Source organism: Mucilaginibacter sp. P2_A4 (assembly GCF_056405015.1).
In genome coordinates this window covers 508,697-526,125 of the sequence record NZ_JBFUCX010000001.1, presented here as the reverse complement: position 1 = coordinate 526,125, position 17,429 = coordinate 508,697, and the positions used below count along the sequence as shown (strand labels likewise).

The window sequence follows — 17,429 nt, the reverse complement described above, 5'->3', positions numbered from 1 at the left end:
TTGGAAAGATAAAATTTAATTATTTACTTTGTTATTCAAAGTACTTTTAAACAAATAAACAATGAAAGTTAAATTGATATTACCAGCCTTAACAGAAGCAGAGAGCCCATTTTGGCGGCCAATAAAATATTCATTGTTCCCTCCCCTGGGTTTGGCAACCCTTGCGGCTTATCTTTCGCCCGATGATGAAATAGACCTGCAGGATCAGCACGTTGAAAAACTCAATCTGGATGATAACCCCGACTTGGTGGTTATCCAGGTGTATATAACCAATGCCTACCGCGCCTATAAAATTGCCGATCATTACCGGGCCAAGGGTGCCTATGTAATTTTAGGGGGCTTGCACGTTACATCCTTACCTATGGAGGCCGCCCCGCATGCTGATAGTATTTTTACAGGGCCTGGAGAAGACACTTTTCCACAATTTTTATTGGATTTTAAAAACCACCGCCCTCAAAAAGTTTACAATTCCACTATTCGCACGCTCGAAAAAGTTCCGCCCATACGCCGTGACCTCATCAAGAGACACCTTTATCTTGTGCCTAATTCCATTGTGGTAACAAGGGGTTGCCCCCATCATTGCAGCTTTTGTTATAAGGATGCATTTTTTGAAGGAGGCCGTACTTTCTACACACAAGAAGTAGATGATGCCCTGGCCGAAATTGACAGACTACCCGGCAGGCACCTGTATTTTTTGGATGACCATCTGTTAGGTAATGCTAAATTCTCGGGCGCTCTTTTTGATGGGATGAAAGGTATGAACCGCGTTTTCCAGGGAGCAGCAACTGTTGATTCCATACTAAGAGGCAACCTGGTAGAAAAAGCTGCAGAAGCAGGCCTGCGAAGTTTATTTGTAGGATTTGAAACGTTTTCGCCCCAAAATCTAAAACAAAGTAACAAAAAGCAAAATCTTGAAAAAGACTATGTAAAGGCCGTAAACAGGCTGCATGATTTGGGAATAATGATAAACGGAAGTTTTGTTTTTGGCCTGGACGATGATGACAAAGATGTTTTTAAAAGAACGGTTGACTGGGGCGTAACGCACTCCATTACCACATCAACCTATCATGTTTTAACGCCATACCCAGGTACCGAGCTTTTTAAAAGTATGGAACGCCAGGGAAGAATACTCACCAAAAACTGGGACCTTTATGATACACGTAAAGTTGTTTACCAAACCATCAACCTAAGCGCTCAGGAACTGGAAGACGGCTACTGGTGGGCCTACAAAGAGTTTTACAAGTGGACTAATATTTTCAAAGCCAGTATGCAGCATGAATCCAATCTGCATAAATTAAAACATTTATTTTATTCGGGAGGATGGAAAAAGTTTGAACCTGTATGGAATTTCCTGATCAAAACAAAAAGCCTCAACAACACCCTCCCTGCTCTGGAAACCGTGCTCTCAAAAATAAATTTCAATAAAGGTGTAAATAAGACCTCCGATACCCTGGAGTTACCGGTACCCGCCTTTTTACCAGAAAGTTAAATTATGGCAGTCAATTTCAATAATTAATTTAATTAACTGCTCATCAAATTATATCACTCCCGCCTTCTCCAACTCCGCCTGCATTTGTTGTTGCATACTTTTGGCTTCGGCACGCGCGGCTTCGGCAAAATCTTTACCGTTACTCGCGTAAATAATAGAGCGCGACGCGTTAACTATAAGGCCGCAATCTTTGGTGATACCATATTTACACACTTCCTCAAGGCTTCCCCCTTGTGCGCCTACCCCGGGTACCAGCAGGAAATTATCCGGGGCATACTTGCGAATATTGGTAAACTCGGTGCTTTTTGTAGCTCCTACCACGTACATGATCCTATCGGCACCCGCCCAGGTATTGGCTTTTTGAATCACGGTTTCGTACAAATAACCATCGCCGGTTTGCAGGTATTGAAAATCTTTACTGCCCACTGATGACGTAAGCGCTAATATAATGATCCATTTACCCTCATAGGCCAGGTAAGGAGTTACGCTATCATTACCCATATAAGGTGTAATAGTAATGGCATCAAAGCTCATCCCGGATGCATTTTCATCAAAAAAAGCTTTGGCGTATTTATCGGAAGTATTACCGATATCGCCCCTTTTGGCATCTATTATATTTAAGGTATCGGCAGGCAGGTATTTCCAGGTATCAATAAGGCTTTGCAAGCCTTTAATACCACGTGCCTCGTAAAACGCCGCGTTAGGTTTGTAGGATACGCACAGATCCTTAGTAGCATCAATAATACGTTTGTTGAATTCCAGTATAGGATCCGGATACTCTTTTAAAAACTCTGGAATTTTATCAATATCTGTATCAAGACCTACACATAAAAAGGATTTCTTTTGCTTTATCTGATCAATTAGCTGCTCGCGGGATACCATCTGACGGGGTGTTTAAATATTCTGATTGTCAAAAAAACTAAAAATTTAGCTTAAACATTGTAATGGATCAGATATTTATTTAATTAATTTGAAATTAAAAAATAATTGTTTACAATTGCATCGTTTTCCTTTGAATTTTTCTTGCACTAAAGAAACAATTTAAAACCCCACGATATTTATTCATTAATACTTTGACTGGGTTTAGATGTTTATTTAATCAATGTTTCAAGATCAATTATTTACAATAAGGCCGCTGTGTATACAAAAATTTAAATGCACATTGAAAACCTTATTACCGTTTGAAAACTAATTACAATATTAAAAATCCCTTTTGAACTATAATTCATATCATGTCTGATAAAATCGAATTGAACGACAAACTCGTTTCTGAGTTGCGCGATATTGCAAAAAATTTAGGTATTACTGAGGCCGACGAACTACGCAAGGCTTCCCTAATTACCCGTATTGTTGAACAACAACAGTTAATTGAGGCCGCAAGGGCACAACAAAACATTGTTGAACAAAATTATGCACCTATTACTGCAGAACCGGCAGCCGAGGCAGCCAGTGAAAAAGCACGTAAACGTACCCGTGTATTAAAACCTAAAACTCAGCCCCGCGTTGAAGTTCCTTTGGATGATACCAACCTGTTTGATCAGGAAGAAGAAGACCAACAGAATAACGAAGACGCTCAGAATGATATACCAGCACCCGAGCCGGTTGCCAGCGAAGCCGCTGATAACCAACCCGGTGAAACAGCTCCTAAAGTGGAGACGCCATCAGCAGATGTTCGTCCGCCGCAAAAATTTGACAGGCGCGCCAATGGCAACCCTAATCAGCAAAAAGCACAGGAGCCACCTATCAACCTTGATTTTGATAATGTTATTGTAAACGAAGGCGTATTGGAAATTATGCCAGATGGTTACGGTTTCTTAAGATCATCAGACTATAATTACCTTACTTCACCGGATGATATTTATGTATCACAATCACAAATAAAATTATTCGGCTTAAAAACCGGTGATACTGTTCGCGGTAGCATCCGTCCGCCTAAAGAAGGCGAAAAATATTTTCCTTTGGTACGTGTTGAAGCCATTAACGGCCGTATCCCTGCCGAAGTTCGTGACCGCGTTCCTTTCGATCACTTAACACCGCTTTTCCCATCCGAGAAACTGAGCCTGTTTACCGATGCCGGTAATTATTCAACCCGTATCATGGATTTGTTCTCGCCTATTGGTAAAGGTCAGCGTGGGTTAATTGTGGCACAGCCTAAAACAGGTAAAACCATGTTATTAAAGGATGTGGCCAATGCTATTGCCCGCAACCACCCCGAAGTATACCTTATTATATTACTGATAGACGAACGCCCCGAAGAGGTAACCGATATGGCCCGCAGCGTGCGTGCAGAAGTAGTATCATCAACCTTTGATGAGCCAGCTGAGCGCCACGTAAAAATTGCCAATATTGTTTTAGAAAAAGCTAAACGTATGGTAGAGTGTGGTCATGACGTGGTGATCCTTTTGGATTCAATAACCCGCCTTGCCCGTGCCTATAACACGGTAGCACCTGCTTCAGGTAAGATATTATCGGGTGGTGTTGATGCCAACGCATTGCACAAACCAAAACGTTTTTTTGGTGCAGCCCGTAATATTGAAGATGGTGGTTCATTAACCATTATTGCTACAGCGTTAACAGAAACCGGTTCAAAAATGGACGAAGTTATCTTTGAAGAGTTTAAAGGAACCGGTAACATGGAATTACAGCTTGATCGTAAATTATCAAACAAACGTATCTTCCCTGCTATCGATATCACTGCATCAAGTACCCGTCGTGATGACCTGTTGCTTGATCGCGATACGCTACAACGCATCTGGATTTTACGTAACCACTTGGCAGACATGAACTCACAGGAGTCAATGGAGTTTCTACAAGCTCAGATCAGGGGTACAAAAACCAACGAAGAATTCCTGATTTCTATGAATTCGTAATATTTTTGCGATAATGAAGTTATATTTAATGTAAATATTATTTGTAACTTCATTATTACTTAATAAAATCCTGATAACTTCGTAACACAAATGAAGAGACGAGTTAGAAAACATCTTCCTAATACAATAACCTGTGCAAACTTATTTAGCGGTTGTATAGGGATAGTGTTTGCCTTTCAGGGTAATTTGCTAATTGCTTCCTATGCAATTTTTTTAGCAGCAATTTTTGATTTTTTTGATGGCTTTGCCTCTCGTGTGCTTAACTCTTATTCGTTTATAGGCAAGGATCTTGATTCACTGGCTGATATGGTGAGCTTTGGTTTTTTACCCTCGGCCATATTATATGAGTTGTTTTTAAAAGCTCCGCAAATTAATCATGTAAGTACTTATTTGTGCTACCTGGCCTTTTCTATAACTGTTTTCTCGGCGTTAAGACTGGCAAAATTCAATAATGATACCCGCCAATCGGATAGTTTTATTGGCTTGCCAACACCGGCCAATGCTATATTTATTGCTTCGTTACCTTTAATTATTGAGCAGTATGAGGTTTTGGCCCGCTACATCTTAAACCCATACATTTTAACAGGACTTATTATAATCATGTGTACCCTGTTGGTTTCTGAATTGCCGCTCATGTCGCTCAAATTCAAAAACCGCGATTTCAATAAAAACATTTTCCGTTATTTACTGCTCTTGTTTTCGGCAATACTGATTCTATTTTTTAAATTTGTCGCAGTTCCGGTGGTTATATTTATTTACATCACTTTATCTTTAATTCAAACAAAAATCACAAATGACAAAGTTCCAGGCTGAAATTGACGTAATGCCCAAAAAAGAAATACTTGATCCTCAAGGAAAAGCAGTAACCGGAAGCATGAAAAATCTTGGTTTAGCCGAAATACAAAATGTACGTATAGGCAAACACATCACGCTTGAAATTGAAGCCGACAACGCTGAAATCGCCCATAGCAAAGTTGATGAAGCTTGTAAAAACCTGCTTGCTAACCTGATTATGGAAAGCTATACTTTTAAAGTAGTAGAAGTAGTAGCTTAAGGCAGAAAGGTCAAAGGCAAAAGGTTTTGAAAACCACATAGCTTAATAATTCTTATAATATTAAAAGGGCGCTTGATAAAATTATCAAGCGCCCTTTGTCTTCTCGGCACCTGGTAAAAACCCTTTACCATTCGCCTTTATCCTTTTGCCTAATTTAAAGGCTTGCTTCTTTTTCTTCCTTAATTTGCTTAAGCGTAATCAGGTTAGCATTAACCGTTGCCTTTACCTGGTTAAATTTAGCTAATATCTCGCCCGGGTTTTGTCCTCCTGATTTACAGGCTATCTCAACTTCCTGTATGGTGGCCTGGCTTATAGGCATACCAAAGAAACCAAGGTTGGGCTTTAGCTTGTGCGATACCTTACCCGCTTCTGCCCAATCGCCAGAATCAAGTGCGGTGCTGATATTACCAAGTAACAGTGGGGTCTGCTCCAGGAACATACCTATTGATTCAACAATAAATTCATCACTGCCATCGGCAATTTCATATAGAAAGGAAAGATCAAAGTCTTGCTCGGGTGAAATATCTGACATATAAAAGATGTATGAATAATCAAAATTATACTTTTTTTACGATCAAGTCGTCTTTAAGTTCGCTTTTTAGTTGTAAAATATTTTTTTTTATTAACGGATGTATAAAATCAGGAGCAATCTGTGCAAATGGCTCCAGAGTGAAGCGCCGTTTATGCATTTCGGGATGCGGAACTTTTAAATCCGGTTCATCAATAACAGCATCGCCATAAAATAAAATATCTATATCTATAGTTCGTGAGCCCCATTTTTCCTCGCGCCTGCGGCCCAGCAAAAGTTCAATACTTAAAATTTTCTTCAGCACCATTTGCGCAGGCATAGCTGTTTGTAAAAGCAGCACCTGGTTTAAATAATCGGGCGCATCTGTTTTACCCCATGATTGTGTTTCATAAACTCCCGATGCCTGCACAATGGGCGCAATACCTTCCTCAATATGCGCAATTGCCTGCTGCAGAAATAGTTTTCTATCGCCAAGGTTACTGCCTAAAAGTAAAAAAACGTCAATCATGTTGTAACAAATATTATAGATCAGGCTCTTAAGATTATACGGTATTGAATTACTAAGTTTGCATAGTTAAAAAGATTTATAGCATTAATGAAACAATTCTTCAAATTCGTTCTGGCCACCATGTTCGGGGTATTTTTAGTGACAGTGATTCTGGCTTTTGTAGTTGTAGGTTTAGTGGTAGCCGCAAGTGGTGAAAAAACTGTAGATGTTGAATCAAATTCAGTATTGCACATGGCATTTACTACTCCTATTACAGAACGTACACCCAATAACCCTTTAGCCGGACTAAGCTTTTTAGGATTGAACAGCGAGAAGTCGATCGGACTGAATGATATTTTGGCCAACATAAAAAAAGCCAAAAACGATTCAAACATCAAAGGCATTTTTCTTGACGAAAGCTACATGACATCCGGCCAGGCTACTACCGAAGAGATTCGCAATGCCTTGATCAATTTTAAAAAATCGGGTAAGTTTGTGGTAGCCTACTCCGAAATTTATACACAAGGATTTTATTACCTGGCATCCGTTGCCGATAAGGTATACATGAATCCGCGGGGTATGTTTGAATTTACCGGCTTTAGTCAACAGATAACATTTTTAAAAGGCGCACTTGATAAACTGGGCATCGAAGCACAGATCATTAAGGTTGGAACGTACAAAAGTGCAGTTGAACCTTTAATCCTTACCAAAATGAGCGATCCTAATCGCTTGCAGGTTACCTCTTATTTAGGCTCGTTGTATGATCATTTTTTAACAGGCATCAGCAAAAGCAGGGGGATTAATAAAGACTCGTTGTTCAACTATGCAAATAGTGGCCGTGTACAATTTCCCGAGGATGCTTTAAAATTAAAGCTTATTGACGGCTTGAAATACAAGGATGAAATTTTGGATGAGTTGAAACGCCGTACAGGTACCGGTTTAAAAAGCAACCTTGCAAGTGTTGATCTTGACGAATACACCAAAAGTAAAGCCGATGACAAAGGTGATGATGATGGTTCATCAAATAACCGCATTGCTATTGTTTACGCCAACGGCGAGATTAACGGTGGCGAAGGCGACGATAACAGCATAGGATCTGAAAGAATTTCGAAGGCAATCCGCAAAGTACGGTTAGATAATAAGGTAAAAGCAGTTGTACTCCGTGTAAACTCACCGGGAGGTAGTTCGCTTGCATCTGATGTAATCTGGCGCGAAGTTGCAATGACAAAAAAGGTAAAACCTATCATCGTTTCTATGGGCGATTATGCTGCATCGGGTGGATATTATATTAGCTGTGCTGCAGATTCCATTATTGCCGAACCGAATACGATAACAGGATCAATAGGCATTTTTGCCATATTGCCCAACATGCAAAAGCTGTTTAATGATAAGTTAGGTGTTACTTTTGATGGAGTAAAAACCGGCAAATATGCTGATCTGGGCGATATCAGCCGCCCGCTAAGTGCAGAAGAAAGAGCCATTTTGCAAAACAACGTTAACCATGGTTACGATGATTTTACCAAAGCTGTAGCCGCCGGGCGTGGTAAAACACAGGCCTACATTAATAGCATTGGCCAGGGCCGTGTATACACAGGTTCCCAAGCCGTAAAATTAGGTTTGGTTGACCGCTTAGGCAACATCAACGATGCTATTGCGTCGGCAGCGAAAAAAGCTAAGCTTACAAATTATAACCTGGTTAGCTATCCCGAACAAAAAAGTTTCTTTAAACAACTGGATGGCGATGTAACCAGCCAAATGAAAACCAAAATGATGAAATCGGAACTGGGCGACAGCTACCGGGTTTACGAACAAATAAAAGGCATCACCCAAATGATGCGGATTCCGCAGGCAAGGTTGCCTTATGATATTGTGATCAAGTAAGTTTTATTTATATTTTGATAAAATAGCTGTCCGGATGGATGGCTTTTTTATTTTAGGCTAATTATCATTTTCTTTATAGAGCCATTGGCTCGAACATTTTGTAGCAACGGATTTTAATCCGTTGATGTTAAACCAAATAAAAATGAGTGCCATAGGCACGGCGCATCTTGCTTTTAAAAGAATCCCCACATTGATTATATATGCTAAGTAACAATTAACCAGCTGAGCATATGGGCCGAACCTATGGTTCTTTTTGTATGCTGTTTTTATTTCAACTGATTAAAATCAGTTGTTACAATATTAGCCGTGGCTACGCCACTGATTTATTTAAAAGAATAATATTGATTTTCTCAAAAATAATCCCGACTCTGCAAAGCCACAGAGCCACAAACATGCTTTAAATTCATCACTTTTTTATTTGAGTTGTGCGGTAGGCAAGGATAGATGGCTTTTATATTTTAAGGATACCTATATCACTAATACATCTCAGCAATCATAAATCACCCTTTCAAATAAGCGTTCGGCACATTCTTAGGCACATAATCAATCCCAAAAGCGTGTTTTATTAATAAGGATACAACCTCCATCACCGTTTTTTCTTTCCGGTGCATTTGGGGTAATGAACCCATCATGGCATAACTTATTGGGTTAACAGCCGGGATAAACGTTTCCCATTCGTAACCCTTACCCCAGATAAGGCCTTTAACGGTGATTAACAGCTCGGCTCCATTTTGCAACAGGAAATGAAGCATATCGATGGAACTATTACCATTTTGATTTACAGTGTGAAATATAGGTGTATGCCCTCCAAATCCATATTCGTCAAGAGCAGCTTTTGCGTTTACATCCGCTCCATGCTGTAAAAGGATTTGAGCACAGTCCAGGCTGTTATATTCTGCACAAAAATGCATGAGCGTTCCACCGGTTAACGGGGTATAAGTGTTATTATATAAGGTATATGTTTTGGAAACAATTGCAGGATCATCGCTGATGTAGGCGTTTAACTTTTCGGCATCATGGGCCAATACAGCCAACAAAGACTGATCAGGATATACCAAGCCCGCATCAATAAAAGCCCTAACGCAATCTTTAAATTCGGGGCTGCGATAATACATCTCCACCATGGTGGTAAAAAGAGGAATACCGTCATGAACCTCATTCGGGCTGCCGCCATCGAGAAAATACCGTTGAATATCTTCTACAGCATGAACCTCAATGCTGTAAAGGAGCTGGATGTAATCGGGCATAATGTTCAGTTTAACCTACCTTGATGAGTGTATTTTCCCTGAAGGATATCAACCTAAAGTTAGGTATAAAAACGCGCCAATTTTTCAACTTAACAACTATACGTATTTTAATCAAAAATCGCTCCCCCTGATTTCTCTCAATTAGATTTAGAAACATTCGTTAATTTAATCAACACACCACAAAACAAACCCTTCTACTGCACTGTCTTTACAATGGCTTTTTGTATTTTTACAGCTTCAATTTTATAATGGAAAACAAACCCATAGCCCGCACGCTTCGCTTACTATCGCAACTCATGGAACTGCATGAGGTTAATCCCTTTAAAATTAAGTCGATAGCTAATGCAGCTTTCAAGGTTGATAAACTCCCCTTCCCTATCGCCGGCAAAACACTGCAGGAACTGGAAAAAGTGGATGGCATTGGCAAAAGCATCGCCGCAAAAGTCATTGAACTTTTTGATACAGGCACTATCGCCGAGATGGAAGAACTGCTGGCCAACACCCCTGATGGAGTGGTAGAAATGATGGGCATCAAGGGCATTGGCCCAAAAAAGGTGGCCATTATATGGAAGGAATTAGGGATTGAAAACACCGGTGAGCTTTTTTATGCCTGTAACGAAAACCGACTGATAGAGGCCAAAGGCTTCGGGTTAAAAACGCAGGAAGAGATCCGCAAAGCTATCGAGTTCAGGATGGCCAGCAATGGTAAATTCCTGTTTGCACAGGTAGAAAAAGAAGCCAATGAACTGATGGATGAAATAAAAGCGGTATTCCCAAGCGCTTTGAAACATTTCGCAGGTGAATTTCGCAGATCGAATGACATCATTACGGAGATAGTAGTTGTGATAGGCAGCATTGACCCGGAGATTGCCTACAATACTTTTCTGCAATCAAACATCCTGAAAAATGTAGCTCAAAATGAAAACCATATTTCAGGAGAATTGGGCAATGGACTTTTGGTTGATATTATCTGCACATCAAACGGCGAATACTACAAGGAATTATTTATAAATACAGGCAATGATGAACATGTGCAGGCTGTACTCGCCCGTATTACAGAACCAATAGAAGAACCGGAAACTGAGGAACTTATTTATACCCAAGCCGGTTTAACCTGGATGCAGCCCGAACTGCGTGAGGGTACCACGTTTATTGAAAAAGCCGAAAAGAATGAATTGCCAACCCTTATCATCACACATGATTTGAAAGGCAGTTTACATAACCACAGTACCTGGAGCGATGGTGTAAACACCGTTGAAGAAATGGCCCTTTACTGCCGCGACAACCTGAAACTGGAATACCTGGGCATGTGTGATCATAGCAAGAGTGCCTTTTATGCCAAGGGTTTAAGTATTGAACGGGTACTGCAACAACAGGAGGAAATTGACAGCCTGAATAAAAAGCTTAATGGCTTTCATATTTTTAAAGGTATAGAATCGGATATATTATATGATGGTTCACTGGATTACCCTGATGAGATATTGAAAAAATTTGATTTCATTGTTGCGTCTGTACATTCAATACTTAAAATGGATGAGGCTAAGGCTACGTCAAGGCTGATCACTGCTATCGAAAATCCATACACTACCATATTGGGCCACCCTACCGGCAGGCTATTGCTGAGCCGTGGCGGCTACCCTATCAATTATAAAAAAGTTATTGACGCATGCGCGGCAAACAATGTAATCATCGAGATTAATGCCAACCCGTTAAGACTTGATCTTGACTGGCGCTGGCACCAGTACGCTTTGGATAAGGGCGTTTGGCTGTCAATAAATCCAGATGCACACCGTTTGGAAGGACATCTGGATATGCATTATGGTGTTTTGGCCGCCCGTAAAGGTGGACTAAATAAGGAAATGTGCCTAAACGCATTATCACTGCCAGAAATAACAAAAGTATTTGAAAAGAAAAGGTCGGCAGTAAAATAGAATAAGGGACTAAAAATTATATCCCACATCGAACTAAAAAGAATGATAGATAAAATACGTGCCATACAATCATTAAATACCAAACCTACCATACTGGTAATAGGAGATTTGATGATAGACCACTATATAATAGGTGGCGCCACCCGCCTTTCGCCCGAGGCGCCGGTGCCTATTGTAAACGTCAAAAAGGAAACTTATACCCTCGGTGGTGCTGGTAATGTGGTACAAAACCTGGTATCATTGGGTGCAAAAGTAACCGTTGCCGGCGTTATTGGCGATGATGCTTCTGCATTACAGGTGATAGATATATTAACAGAAGAAGGTGTAGAAACGCATACCATAATTAAAGATAGCAGTCGCCCAACCACTGTTAAAACCAGGGTTTTGGCGGGCAGTCACCAGTTGGTAAGAGTGGATAGGGAGGTAACCGATCCTGTTTCTTTAGCTATTGAAGATGAACTGATTGGTAAATTATCCGCCTACATTGCGCAGGCGGATATGGTGGTATTATCCGATTATAATAAAGGTTTGTTTTCGCCGTCGTTAACCCAAAAGGTTATCATTGAAGCTAATAAACACGGTAAAAAAGTAGTAATAGACCCTAAGGGCTTAAATTACGAAAAGTATAAAGGCGCTTTCATCATTAAACCAAACCGCAAAGAACTGGCAGAAGCTGCCAAAACCGAAAAGATCAATTCGCTGGAAAGCTTACAACAAGCCGCGAAGTTTATATTTGAGCAAACCGGTACGGAGTATATAGTAGTTACCTTATCCGAAGAAGGCATGGTGATACTAAGCGAGTTAACCCACAAGCTATTACCTGTAAAAGCCACCGAAGTATTTGATGTAACAGGTGCCGGCGATACAGTACTGGCAACGATGGCTTATTTTATAGCTTGCGGGCTAAGCATTGAAGAGGCCTGCGACCTGGCCAACCATGCTGCAGCCATAGTTATAAGGCAAGTTGGTAGCGCTACCACTACTGTTGACGAGATAATAAAAGACATGCAAATAGGTTAGTGATAAAAGGTTTAGCTTTAGGGTGAAGGAAAAGCCGGGCAGCAAAACGTAATCACTACTTATAACAAGAAACTTAGAACTATAAAATGGTTTTAGACGAACTTAAAGATCATCAAAATACTATACAGCTGGTAATTGACCAGCTTACCGGCGATATTGAAACGGCATGCGAAATGATGACCACTACCTTAAAAAGCGGCAATAAAGTTTTGTTTGCGGGTAATGGGGGCAGCGCGGCAGATGCCCAGCACCTTGCAGCCGAATTAACAGGCAGATTTGTGAAAGAAAGACAAGCTCTTCCCGGTATTGCTTTAACGGTTGATACCTCGGCACTTACAGCTATTGCAAATGATTACCATTACGATAGAGTGTTTTCGCGCCAGGTGGAAGCATTCGCCCGGCCGGGCGATCTGTTTATCGGGATCTCGACAAGTGGCAATAGCCAGGGCATTTTGAACGCATTTGAAACCGCAACCAAACTGGGCTGTAAAACATTAGGCCTTTCGGGCAGGGATGGCGGTAAAATGAATGGCTTGTGCGATCTTAATATTGTAGTTCCATCGAATGCAACAGCCCGCATCCAGGAAATGCATATACTCATAGGTCATATTATGTGCCAGGCAGTTGATGATCTTTTTGATTAAAAACCGCTTATAAAACATACCAAAACGAGAGACGCAAATAGGCGTCGCTACAAAAAATTTCAATGAGAATCGACCTCGAAAAAACAATCACCGATAAAATCAGCGATTTGCCTTCATTGAAGGCGAAGATGAAAAACTGGACAATTGAGGGTAAGAAAGTAGTTTTTACCAATGGTGTTTTCGATCTTTTGCATATTGGTCATATCACTTACCTGGCAAAAGCGGCCGAACTTGGCGACAAGCTGGTTATCGGCTTAAATGCCGATAGCTCGGTAAGGCGCATCAAGGGCGAAAACAGGCCGGTTAATGACCAGAATAGCCGTGCGGCTATATTAGCTGCCCTATTTTTTGTGGATGCTATTGTTGTATTTGAGGAGGATACCCCACTGAATGTGATCAGCACTTTACTACCCGACTATTTGGTGAAAGGTGCGGATTACTCCGTTGAAAACATAGTAGGTGCAAAAGAAGTAATAGCTAATGGAGGCGAGGTAAAAACCATTAATTTTGTGGAGGGCTATTCCTCAACATCTATAATTAATAAAATCAGGAACCAAATTACCTGATAGCACAACAACATGAAGATACTGGTGATCCGTTTTAGCTCGATGGGCGATATTATTTATACTACCCCCGTTGTTCGCTGTCTCAAAAAACAGATCCCAAATGCCGAAGTTCACTTTTTAACCAAGCCTGCCTTTAAATATATCTATGATAACAACCCTTATGTAGATAAGCTGCTGCTGCTAAAACCTTCACTCACTGATACTATTAACGAGATAAAGGCAGAGCAATATGATCATATAGTTGATTTGCATAACAACCTGCGCACCACGCTTATTAAACTACGTACAGGCATAAAATCAAGCACTTATAAAAAGCAACCCATAAAAAAGTGGCTTAGTTTAAAATTCAAATTAAAACTGATTGCCCCTACTCATTTAGTTGACCGGTACCTTGAAGCCACAAAATCTTTAGGTATTGTAAACGATGGAAAGCCTATTGATTACTACATTAAAGCCGAACATCAGCTTGATAAGCTGCTCCCTGCATCACACCAAAACCGGTATATCGCCTTTATCATTGGGGCAACACATTTTACCAAACGGATGCCAAATGAAAAGATTATCAGCATATGCAGTAAACTAAAACTCCCCATTATATTGTTAGGCGGTGGTGATGTTAAAGCTAATGGCGATGTAATTGCGGACGCAGTTGGCACATCTGTTTACAATGCCTGCGGTAAAACCTCGCTTGATGAATCTGTTTTCCTGGTTTCAAAGGCCGAAAGTATTATAGGTTTTGATACAGGCCTTACCCACATTGCCGAAGCTTTTAATAAACCCATTGTTTCAATTTGGGGAGGCACGGTACCTGAATTATTGGGTGTACAACCCTATATGGTTAAAGATGTGCTGGTTGCAGGTATTGAGCTTGATTGCCGGCCATGCTCAAAATTCGGGTTAGAGAAATGCCCGCTCGGGCATTTTAAATGCATGAATAATATGCCAGAAGGTGGAATTATTGAATTTGCAAACAGGTAGGGATTTCTGACTATTAAAATTGCTTACATTTGTTTTACCAATTCCCTAACCTTAGTTCAATGACAAAACTATTGCTCCTGTTGCTTTTAACTATCTCTCCAATAGTATCTTTTGCACAATTACCGGGTTTAGGTGTAAAAGGGGGAATAAATTTTGCAACAATGAGTACATCCGGCACCCCTTCAAATATGATCTCAGGTTCAAATGTTTATGCTCATTCGGGGTCAGTAACATCGTTTAATGTCTGCGTTTTTGCAGATGTAAAACTCGGGCACTTTTCGCTGCAACCCGCTATTAACTTTACCGGTAAAGGAGGCACATTTTATGGCCCCACCGGTACGTTTCCTAATGGATCCACAAGCGAGGTAAACACCAAATATAATTTATATTATATACAGGTGCCTGTGAATATGGTTTATCACGTTCCTGTTATCGTAGGTGATTTTTATATTGGCGCCGGTCCCTTTGTGGGTATGGGCGTGTATGGGAAAAAGAAATCATCAGCCGATAACAACAATAATGGCATCCATACCATGGTTACATCAAATAATAAAATTACGTTTGGCGATGATGGCGATATCCGGTCTGACGAATATGGAGCTGGCGCAATTGCGGGAATAAAATTAAAAGGCGGCTTGCTTTTTAATTTAAACTACGACCTCGGGCTATCGAATATTGCACCCGATGCCTTGGGCAACAAATTTAAAACTCATGTTTTTGGAGCTTCGGCGGGATTTATTTTTTAACTTTTTGTTTAGATAAAGAAACAAAAACATCATTATAAACTTAATTTTAAAAAGAATATAAAGTATCTCTTTTATCTCGGTTATGAAAAAATTACTCTTAATTCGCCACGCAAAAGCAACCCACGAAAGCAGTTACGTAGATTTTGAACGCCCACTAAAACAATCAGGCAAAGATGATGCTGAATTAATGGCCTCAGTTATAAAAGGGCAATCTATTATTCCTCAAATCATCATCAGCAGTCCGGCATTGCGTACGCTTACAACCGCTAAAATTTTCGCCAAACATCTGCAACTACCCAAAGTAGATACCGACAAAAAAATATATGAAGCCGGCGAACAAGGATGGATAAAAGTGATTAACGACCTGCCAAATAAATACGATTTTATCGGAATTGTGGGCCATAATCCCGGCATTAGCCAGGCTTTATACTACCTTACTGGCCAAATTCGCGATATGCCTACTTGTGCGGTTGCACTCATCACTTTGGATAACGAAGACTGGCAATCCATCAGCGAAGAAGACGGACATTTAAGCTTTTTTGATTCACCAAAAGGATGATCTGTGGCGGGCTGTAGAGATCAAGTTAAGATTTTTTGGGCAAACATATTTTCCGCATTTTCGCAATCCAACACCCAACACGAACCTCGTAACACGAAACACGCAAACAACCCGCAATTAACTCACCTTATAAGTCTTCCCAGGTAACGACCTGATGTAGCCCTGCATTTCCATATTAAGCAAGTTCATGGCAAGCATACTCATAGGCATATTGGCTTTTATAGTAAGCTCATCTATAGCTAAAGGCGTTTTATTTTCCTGTAAAATATCAAAAATGAAGCGTTCATCTGTTGATAAATCCAGTGGTAACATAAACTGTTCAACGGGTTTGGCATTATCAGCCTTTTCCCAGCCAAGGCTGAAAGCCAGATCGGCCATGCAGGTGAGCAAAGCAGCTTTGTTGTTGCGGATGAGGAAGTTACAGCCTTCAGAATAAACGTCATCCAACCGGCCGGGGAATGCAAATACATCCCTGTTATAAGAATTGGCAATTTCGGCAGTTATCAATGCGCCCCCTTTTAAACTGGCCTCAATTACTACAGTAGCGTCAGCCATGCCGGCTACAATACGATTACGCTGCGGAAAATTCTCCCTATCCGGCACTGTTCCAGACGGATATTCGGTAAGTAAACCCCCGTTTTCTAACATTTTATCGGCTGTTGCCCGATTTTGACTGGGATATAATCTGTCCAGCCCATGCCCCAGCACTCCTACTGTAGGCACATTTAGTCGTAAACATTCTTTATGAGCGGTTACATCAATGCCCAAAGCAAGGCCACTTACTATTAAAACGTTGTATTGTTGTAGTTCCTCTATAAGCTGGCGGCATAATTGGCGGCCATAATCTGTAGCGTTACGGGTACCTACAATGCTTATCACTTGCGGTTGGTTTAGTTCCATTTTCCCCTTCGCATACAATAATATGGGCGAATCGGCGCAGTTTTTTAAACGTTTGGGATATCGGGCATCAGTATAAAATATCACCTCAATCCCCTGTTTATCTACAAAAGCCAGCTCTTTTTCGGCTTGCCTTAAGGCATCTTCAAAATTCCACTGAGCAATCCTCTTTTCCCCAATACCCGGTATCGCCATCATTTTAGCCGGCGAAGACCTGAAAATTTCCTCCGCACTCCCTAAATAAGCCATTAACGATTTAGCCGCCACCGGACCTAAATTTTTAACAAATGATAAAGCGGTTTTATGAAGTAAGGACATATTAGATGTGCAGATATGCAGTTTAGCTGCAATCCCTTTATGACACGAACATACAAAATCCTAAAAATATTAGCAAATATATTTAGATTTCAAATGTGCAGATTATAGATGTGCAGATCCAAGCATCTTTACTAAGGATCTGTCTAAAAATAAAAAACAGGTCGTCATTGCGAGGTACGAAGCAATCCCGAACTCTACAGATCCGATTTGCAA

Annotated in this window: 17 protein-coding genes; 12 read left to right on the top strand and 5 right to left on the bottom strand. The window is 40.6% G+C overall.

Annotated features, from left to right (window positions below):
* Nucleotides 1-61: 61 nt before the first annotated feature.
* A complete protein-coding gene (locus AC1DYB_RS02050; RefSeq protein WP_477431996.1) occupies nucleotides 62-1,489 on the top strand; it encodes a B12-binding domain-containing radical SAM protein in 1,428 nt (475 codons plus the stop codon).
* A gap of 48 nt (nucleotides 1,490-1,537) precedes the next feature.
* Here AC1DYB_RS02050 and pyrF read toward each other — a convergent pair whose 3' ends face one another.
* Entirely contained in the window at nucleotides 1,538-2,371 is an 834-nt protein-coding gene (pyrF, locus tag AC1DYB_RS02045) for an orotidine-5'-phosphate decarboxylase (protein WP_477431994.1), read from the bottom strand.
* Between the two features lie 350 nt (nucleotides 2,372-2,721).
* On the opposite strand from pyrF, the gene rho reads away from it, so the two are divergent.
* The 3 genes from rho to purS all read left to right on the top strand — a co-directional run bounded on the left by rho (nucleotide 2,722) and on the right by purS (nucleotide 5,413).
* Nucleotides 2,722-4,359, top strand: a complete 1,638-nt coding sequence (rho, locus tag AC1DYB_RS02040) for a transcription termination factor Rho (protein ID WP_477399183.1) — start codon at nucleotides 2,722-2,724, stop codon at nucleotides 4,357-4,359.
* A gap of 90 nt (nucleotides 4,360-4,449) precedes the next feature.
* On the top strand, nucleotides 4,450-5,172 hold the full coding sequence (gene pssA, locus AC1DYB_RS02035) for a CDP-diacylglycerol--serine O-phosphatidyltransferase (RefSeq protein WP_295713103.1): 723 nt from the start codon (nucleotides 4,450-4,452) through the stop codon (nucleotides 5,170-5,172).
* Nucleotides 5,153-5,413 carry a phosphoribosylformylglycinamidine synthase subunit PurS gene (gene purS, locus AC1DYB_RS02030; protein ID WP_295713105.1) on the top strand — a complete coding sequence of 87 codons (261 nt, stop codon included), beginning with the start codon at nucleotides 5,153-5,155 and terminating at the stop codon, nucleotides 5,411-5,413. The genes pssA and purS overlap by 20 nt, the downstream gene beginning before the upstream one ends.
* A gap of 154 nt (nucleotides 5,414-5,567) precedes the next feature.
* On the opposite strand, the gene AC1DYB_RS02025 is transcribed toward purS, so the two are convergent.
* Both AC1DYB_RS02025 and folK read right to left on the bottom strand, forming a co-directional pair.
* On the bottom strand, nucleotides 5,568-5,945 hold the full coding sequence (locus tag AC1DYB_RS02025) for an Hpt domain-containing protein (protein ID WP_477399178.1): 378 nt from the start codon (nucleotides 5,943-5,945) through the stop codon (nucleotides 5,568-5,570).
* Between the two features lie 25 nt (nucleotides 5,946-5,970).
* Complete coding sequence (gene folK, locus AC1DYB_RS02020) at nucleotides 5,971-6,450, bottom strand: 2-amino-4-hydroxy-6-hydroxymethyldihydropteridine diphosphokinase (protein WP_477431991.1); 480 nt, start codon at nucleotides 6,448-6,450, stop codon at nucleotides 5,971-5,973.
* 87 nt (nucleotides 6,451-6,537) lie between these two features.
* Between folK and sppA the strand changes: the two genes are divergently transcribed.
* Complete coding sequence (gene sppA, locus AC1DYB_RS02015) at nucleotides 6,538-8,310, top strand: signal peptide peptidase SppA (protein ID WP_477431989.1); 1,773 nt, start codon at nucleotides 6,538-6,540, stop codon at nucleotides 8,308-8,310.
* A gap of 500 nt (nucleotides 8,311-8,810) precedes the next feature.
* Here the strand turns inward: sppA and AC1DYB_RS02010 are convergent, their stop codons facing one another.
* Nucleotides 8,811-9,557 carry an ankyrin repeat domain-containing protein gene (locus AC1DYB_RS02010; protein ID WP_477431987.1) on the bottom strand — a complete coding sequence of 249 codons (747 nt, stop codon included), beginning with the start codon at nucleotides 9,555-9,557 and terminating at the stop codon, nucleotides 8,811-8,813.
* 248 nt (nucleotides 9,558-9,805) lie between these two features.
* Here AC1DYB_RS02010 and AC1DYB_RS02005 point away from each other — a divergent pair, with 248 nt between their 5' ends.
* From AC1DYB_RS02005 to AC1DYB_RS01975, 7 genes are all read left to right on the top strand, one after another.
* Entirely contained in the window at nucleotides 9,806-11,488 is a 1,683-nt protein-coding gene (locus AC1DYB_RS02005; protein ID WP_477431985.1) for a helix-hairpin-helix domain-containing protein, read from the top strand.
* A gap of 42 nt (nucleotides 11,489-11,530) precedes the next feature.
* Nucleotides 11,531-12,508: a D-glycero-beta-D-manno-heptose-7-phosphate kinase gene (gene rfaE1, locus AC1DYB_RS02000; protein ID WP_477431983.1), complete on the top strand. Its 978-nt coding sequence runs from the start codon at nucleotides 11,531-11,533 to the stop codon at nucleotides 12,506-12,508.
* A gap of 86 nt (nucleotides 12,509-12,594) precedes the next feature.
* Nucleotides 12,595-13,152, top strand: a complete 558-nt coding sequence (gmhA, locus tag AC1DYB_RS01995) for a D-sedoheptulose 7-phosphate isomerase (RefSeq protein ID WP_477431981.1) — start codon at nucleotides 12,595-12,597, stop codon at nucleotides 13,150-13,152.
* Nucleotides 13,153-13,214: 62 nt separating this feature from the next.
* Nucleotides 13,215-13,718, top strand: a complete 504-nt coding sequence (rfaE2, locus tag AC1DYB_RS01990) for a D-glycero-beta-D-manno-heptose 1-phosphate adenylyltransferase (RefSeq protein WP_477399160.1) — start codon at nucleotides 13,215-13,217, stop codon at nucleotides 13,716-13,718.
* 12 nt (nucleotides 13,719-13,730) lie between these two features.
* On the top strand, nucleotides 13,731-14,696 hold the full coding sequence (locus AC1DYB_RS01985; RefSeq protein ID WP_477431979.1) for a glycosyltransferase family 9 protein: 966 nt from the start codon (nucleotides 13,731-13,733) through the stop codon (nucleotides 14,694-14,696).
* A 59-nt stretch (nucleotides 14,697-14,755) separates the two neighbouring features.
* Nucleotides 14,756-15,442, top strand: a complete 687-nt coding sequence (locus AC1DYB_RS01980) for a porin family protein (RefSeq protein WP_477431977.1) — start codon at nucleotides 14,756-14,758, stop codon at nucleotides 15,440-15,442.
* Between the two features lie 82 nt (nucleotides 15,443-15,524).
* Nucleotides 15,525-16,001, top strand: coding sequence for a SixA phosphatase family protein (locus AC1DYB_RS01975; RefSeq protein ID WP_295713127.1), 477 nt, complete (start codon nucleotides 15,525-15,527; stop codon nucleotides 15,999-16,001).
* A gap of 117 nt (nucleotides 16,002-16,118) precedes the next feature.
* Here AC1DYB_RS01975 and dprA read toward each other — a convergent pair whose 3' ends face one another.
* A complete protein-coding gene (gene dprA / locus AC1DYB_RS01970; RefSeq protein WP_295713128.1) occupies nucleotides 16,119-17,216 on the bottom strand; it encodes a DNA-processing protein DprA in 1,098 nt (365 codons plus the stop codon).
* Nucleotides 17,217-17,429: the final 213 nt, after the last annotated feature.

What these genes read in the sequence shown, in the direction of transcription:
- folK (WP_477431991.1), bottom strand. Translation starts at nt 6,450, where the DNA reads ATGATTGACGTTTTTTTACTTTTAGGCAGTAACCTTGGCGATAGAAAA.
- rho (WP_477399183.1), top strand. Translation starts at nt 2,722, where the DNA reads ATGTCTGATAAAATCGAATTGAACGACAAACTCGTTTCTGAGTTGCGC.
- sppA (WP_477431989.1), top strand. Translation starts at nt 6,538, where the DNA reads ATGAAACAATTCTTCAAATTCGTTCTGGCCACCATGTTCGGGGTATTT.
- gmhA (WP_477431981.1), top strand. Translation starts at nt 12,595, where the DNA reads ATGGTTTTAGACGAACTTAAAGATCATCAAAATACTATACAGCTGGTA.
- AC1DYB_RS02005 (WP_477431985.1), top strand. Translation starts at nt 9,806, where the DNA reads ATGGAAAACAAACCCATAGCCCGCACGCTTCGCTTACTATCGCAACTC.
- pyrF (WP_477431994.1), bottom strand. Translation starts at nt 2,371, where the DNA reads ATGGTATCCCGCGAGCAGCTAATTGATCAGATAAAGCAAAAGAAATCC.
- purS (WP_295713105.1), top strand. Translation starts at nt 5,153, where the DNA reads ATGACAAAGTTCCAGGCTGAAATTGACGTAATGCCCAAAAAAGAAATA.
- AC1DYB_RS02025 (WP_477399178.1), bottom strand. Translation starts at nt 5,945, where the DNA reads ATGTCAGATATTTCACCCGAGCAAGACTTTGATCTTTCCTTTCTATAT.
- AC1DYB_RS01980 (WP_477431977.1), top strand. Translation starts at nt 14,756, where the DNA reads ATGACAAAACTATTGCTCCTGTTGCTTTTAACTATCTCTCCAATAGTA.
- rfaE1 (WP_477431983.1), top strand. Translation starts at nt 11,531, where the DNA reads ATGATAGATAAAATACGTGCCATACAATCATTAAATACCAAACCTACC.
- AC1DYB_RS02050 (WP_477431996.1), top strand. Translation starts at nt 62, where the DNA reads ATGAAAGTTAAATTGATATTACCAGCCTTAACAGAAGCAGAGAGCCCA.
- dprA (WP_295713128.1), bottom strand. Translation starts at nt 17,216, where the DNA reads ATGTCCTTACTTCATAAAACCGCTTTATCATTTGTTAAAAATTTAGGT.
- AC1DYB_RS01975 (WP_295713127.1), top strand. Translation starts at nt 15,525, where the DNA reads ATGAAAAAATTACTCTTAATTCGCCACGCAAAAGCAACCCACGAAAGC.
- pssA (WP_295713103.1), top strand. Translation starts at nt 4,450, where the DNA reads ATGAAGAGACGAGTTAGAAAACATCTTCCTAATACAATAACCTGTGCA.
- AC1DYB_RS01985 (WP_477431979.1), top strand. Translation starts at nt 13,731, where the DNA reads ATGAAGATACTGGTGATCCGTTTTAGCTCGATGGGCGATATTATTTAT.
- rfaE2 (WP_477399160.1), top strand. Translation starts at nt 13,215, where the DNA reads ATGAGAATCGACCTCGAAAAAACAATCACCGATAAAATCAGCGATTTG.
- AC1DYB_RS02010 (WP_477431987.1), bottom strand. Translation starts at nt 9,557, where the DNA reads ATGCCCGATTACATCCAGCTCCTTTACAGCATTGAGGTTCATGCTGTA.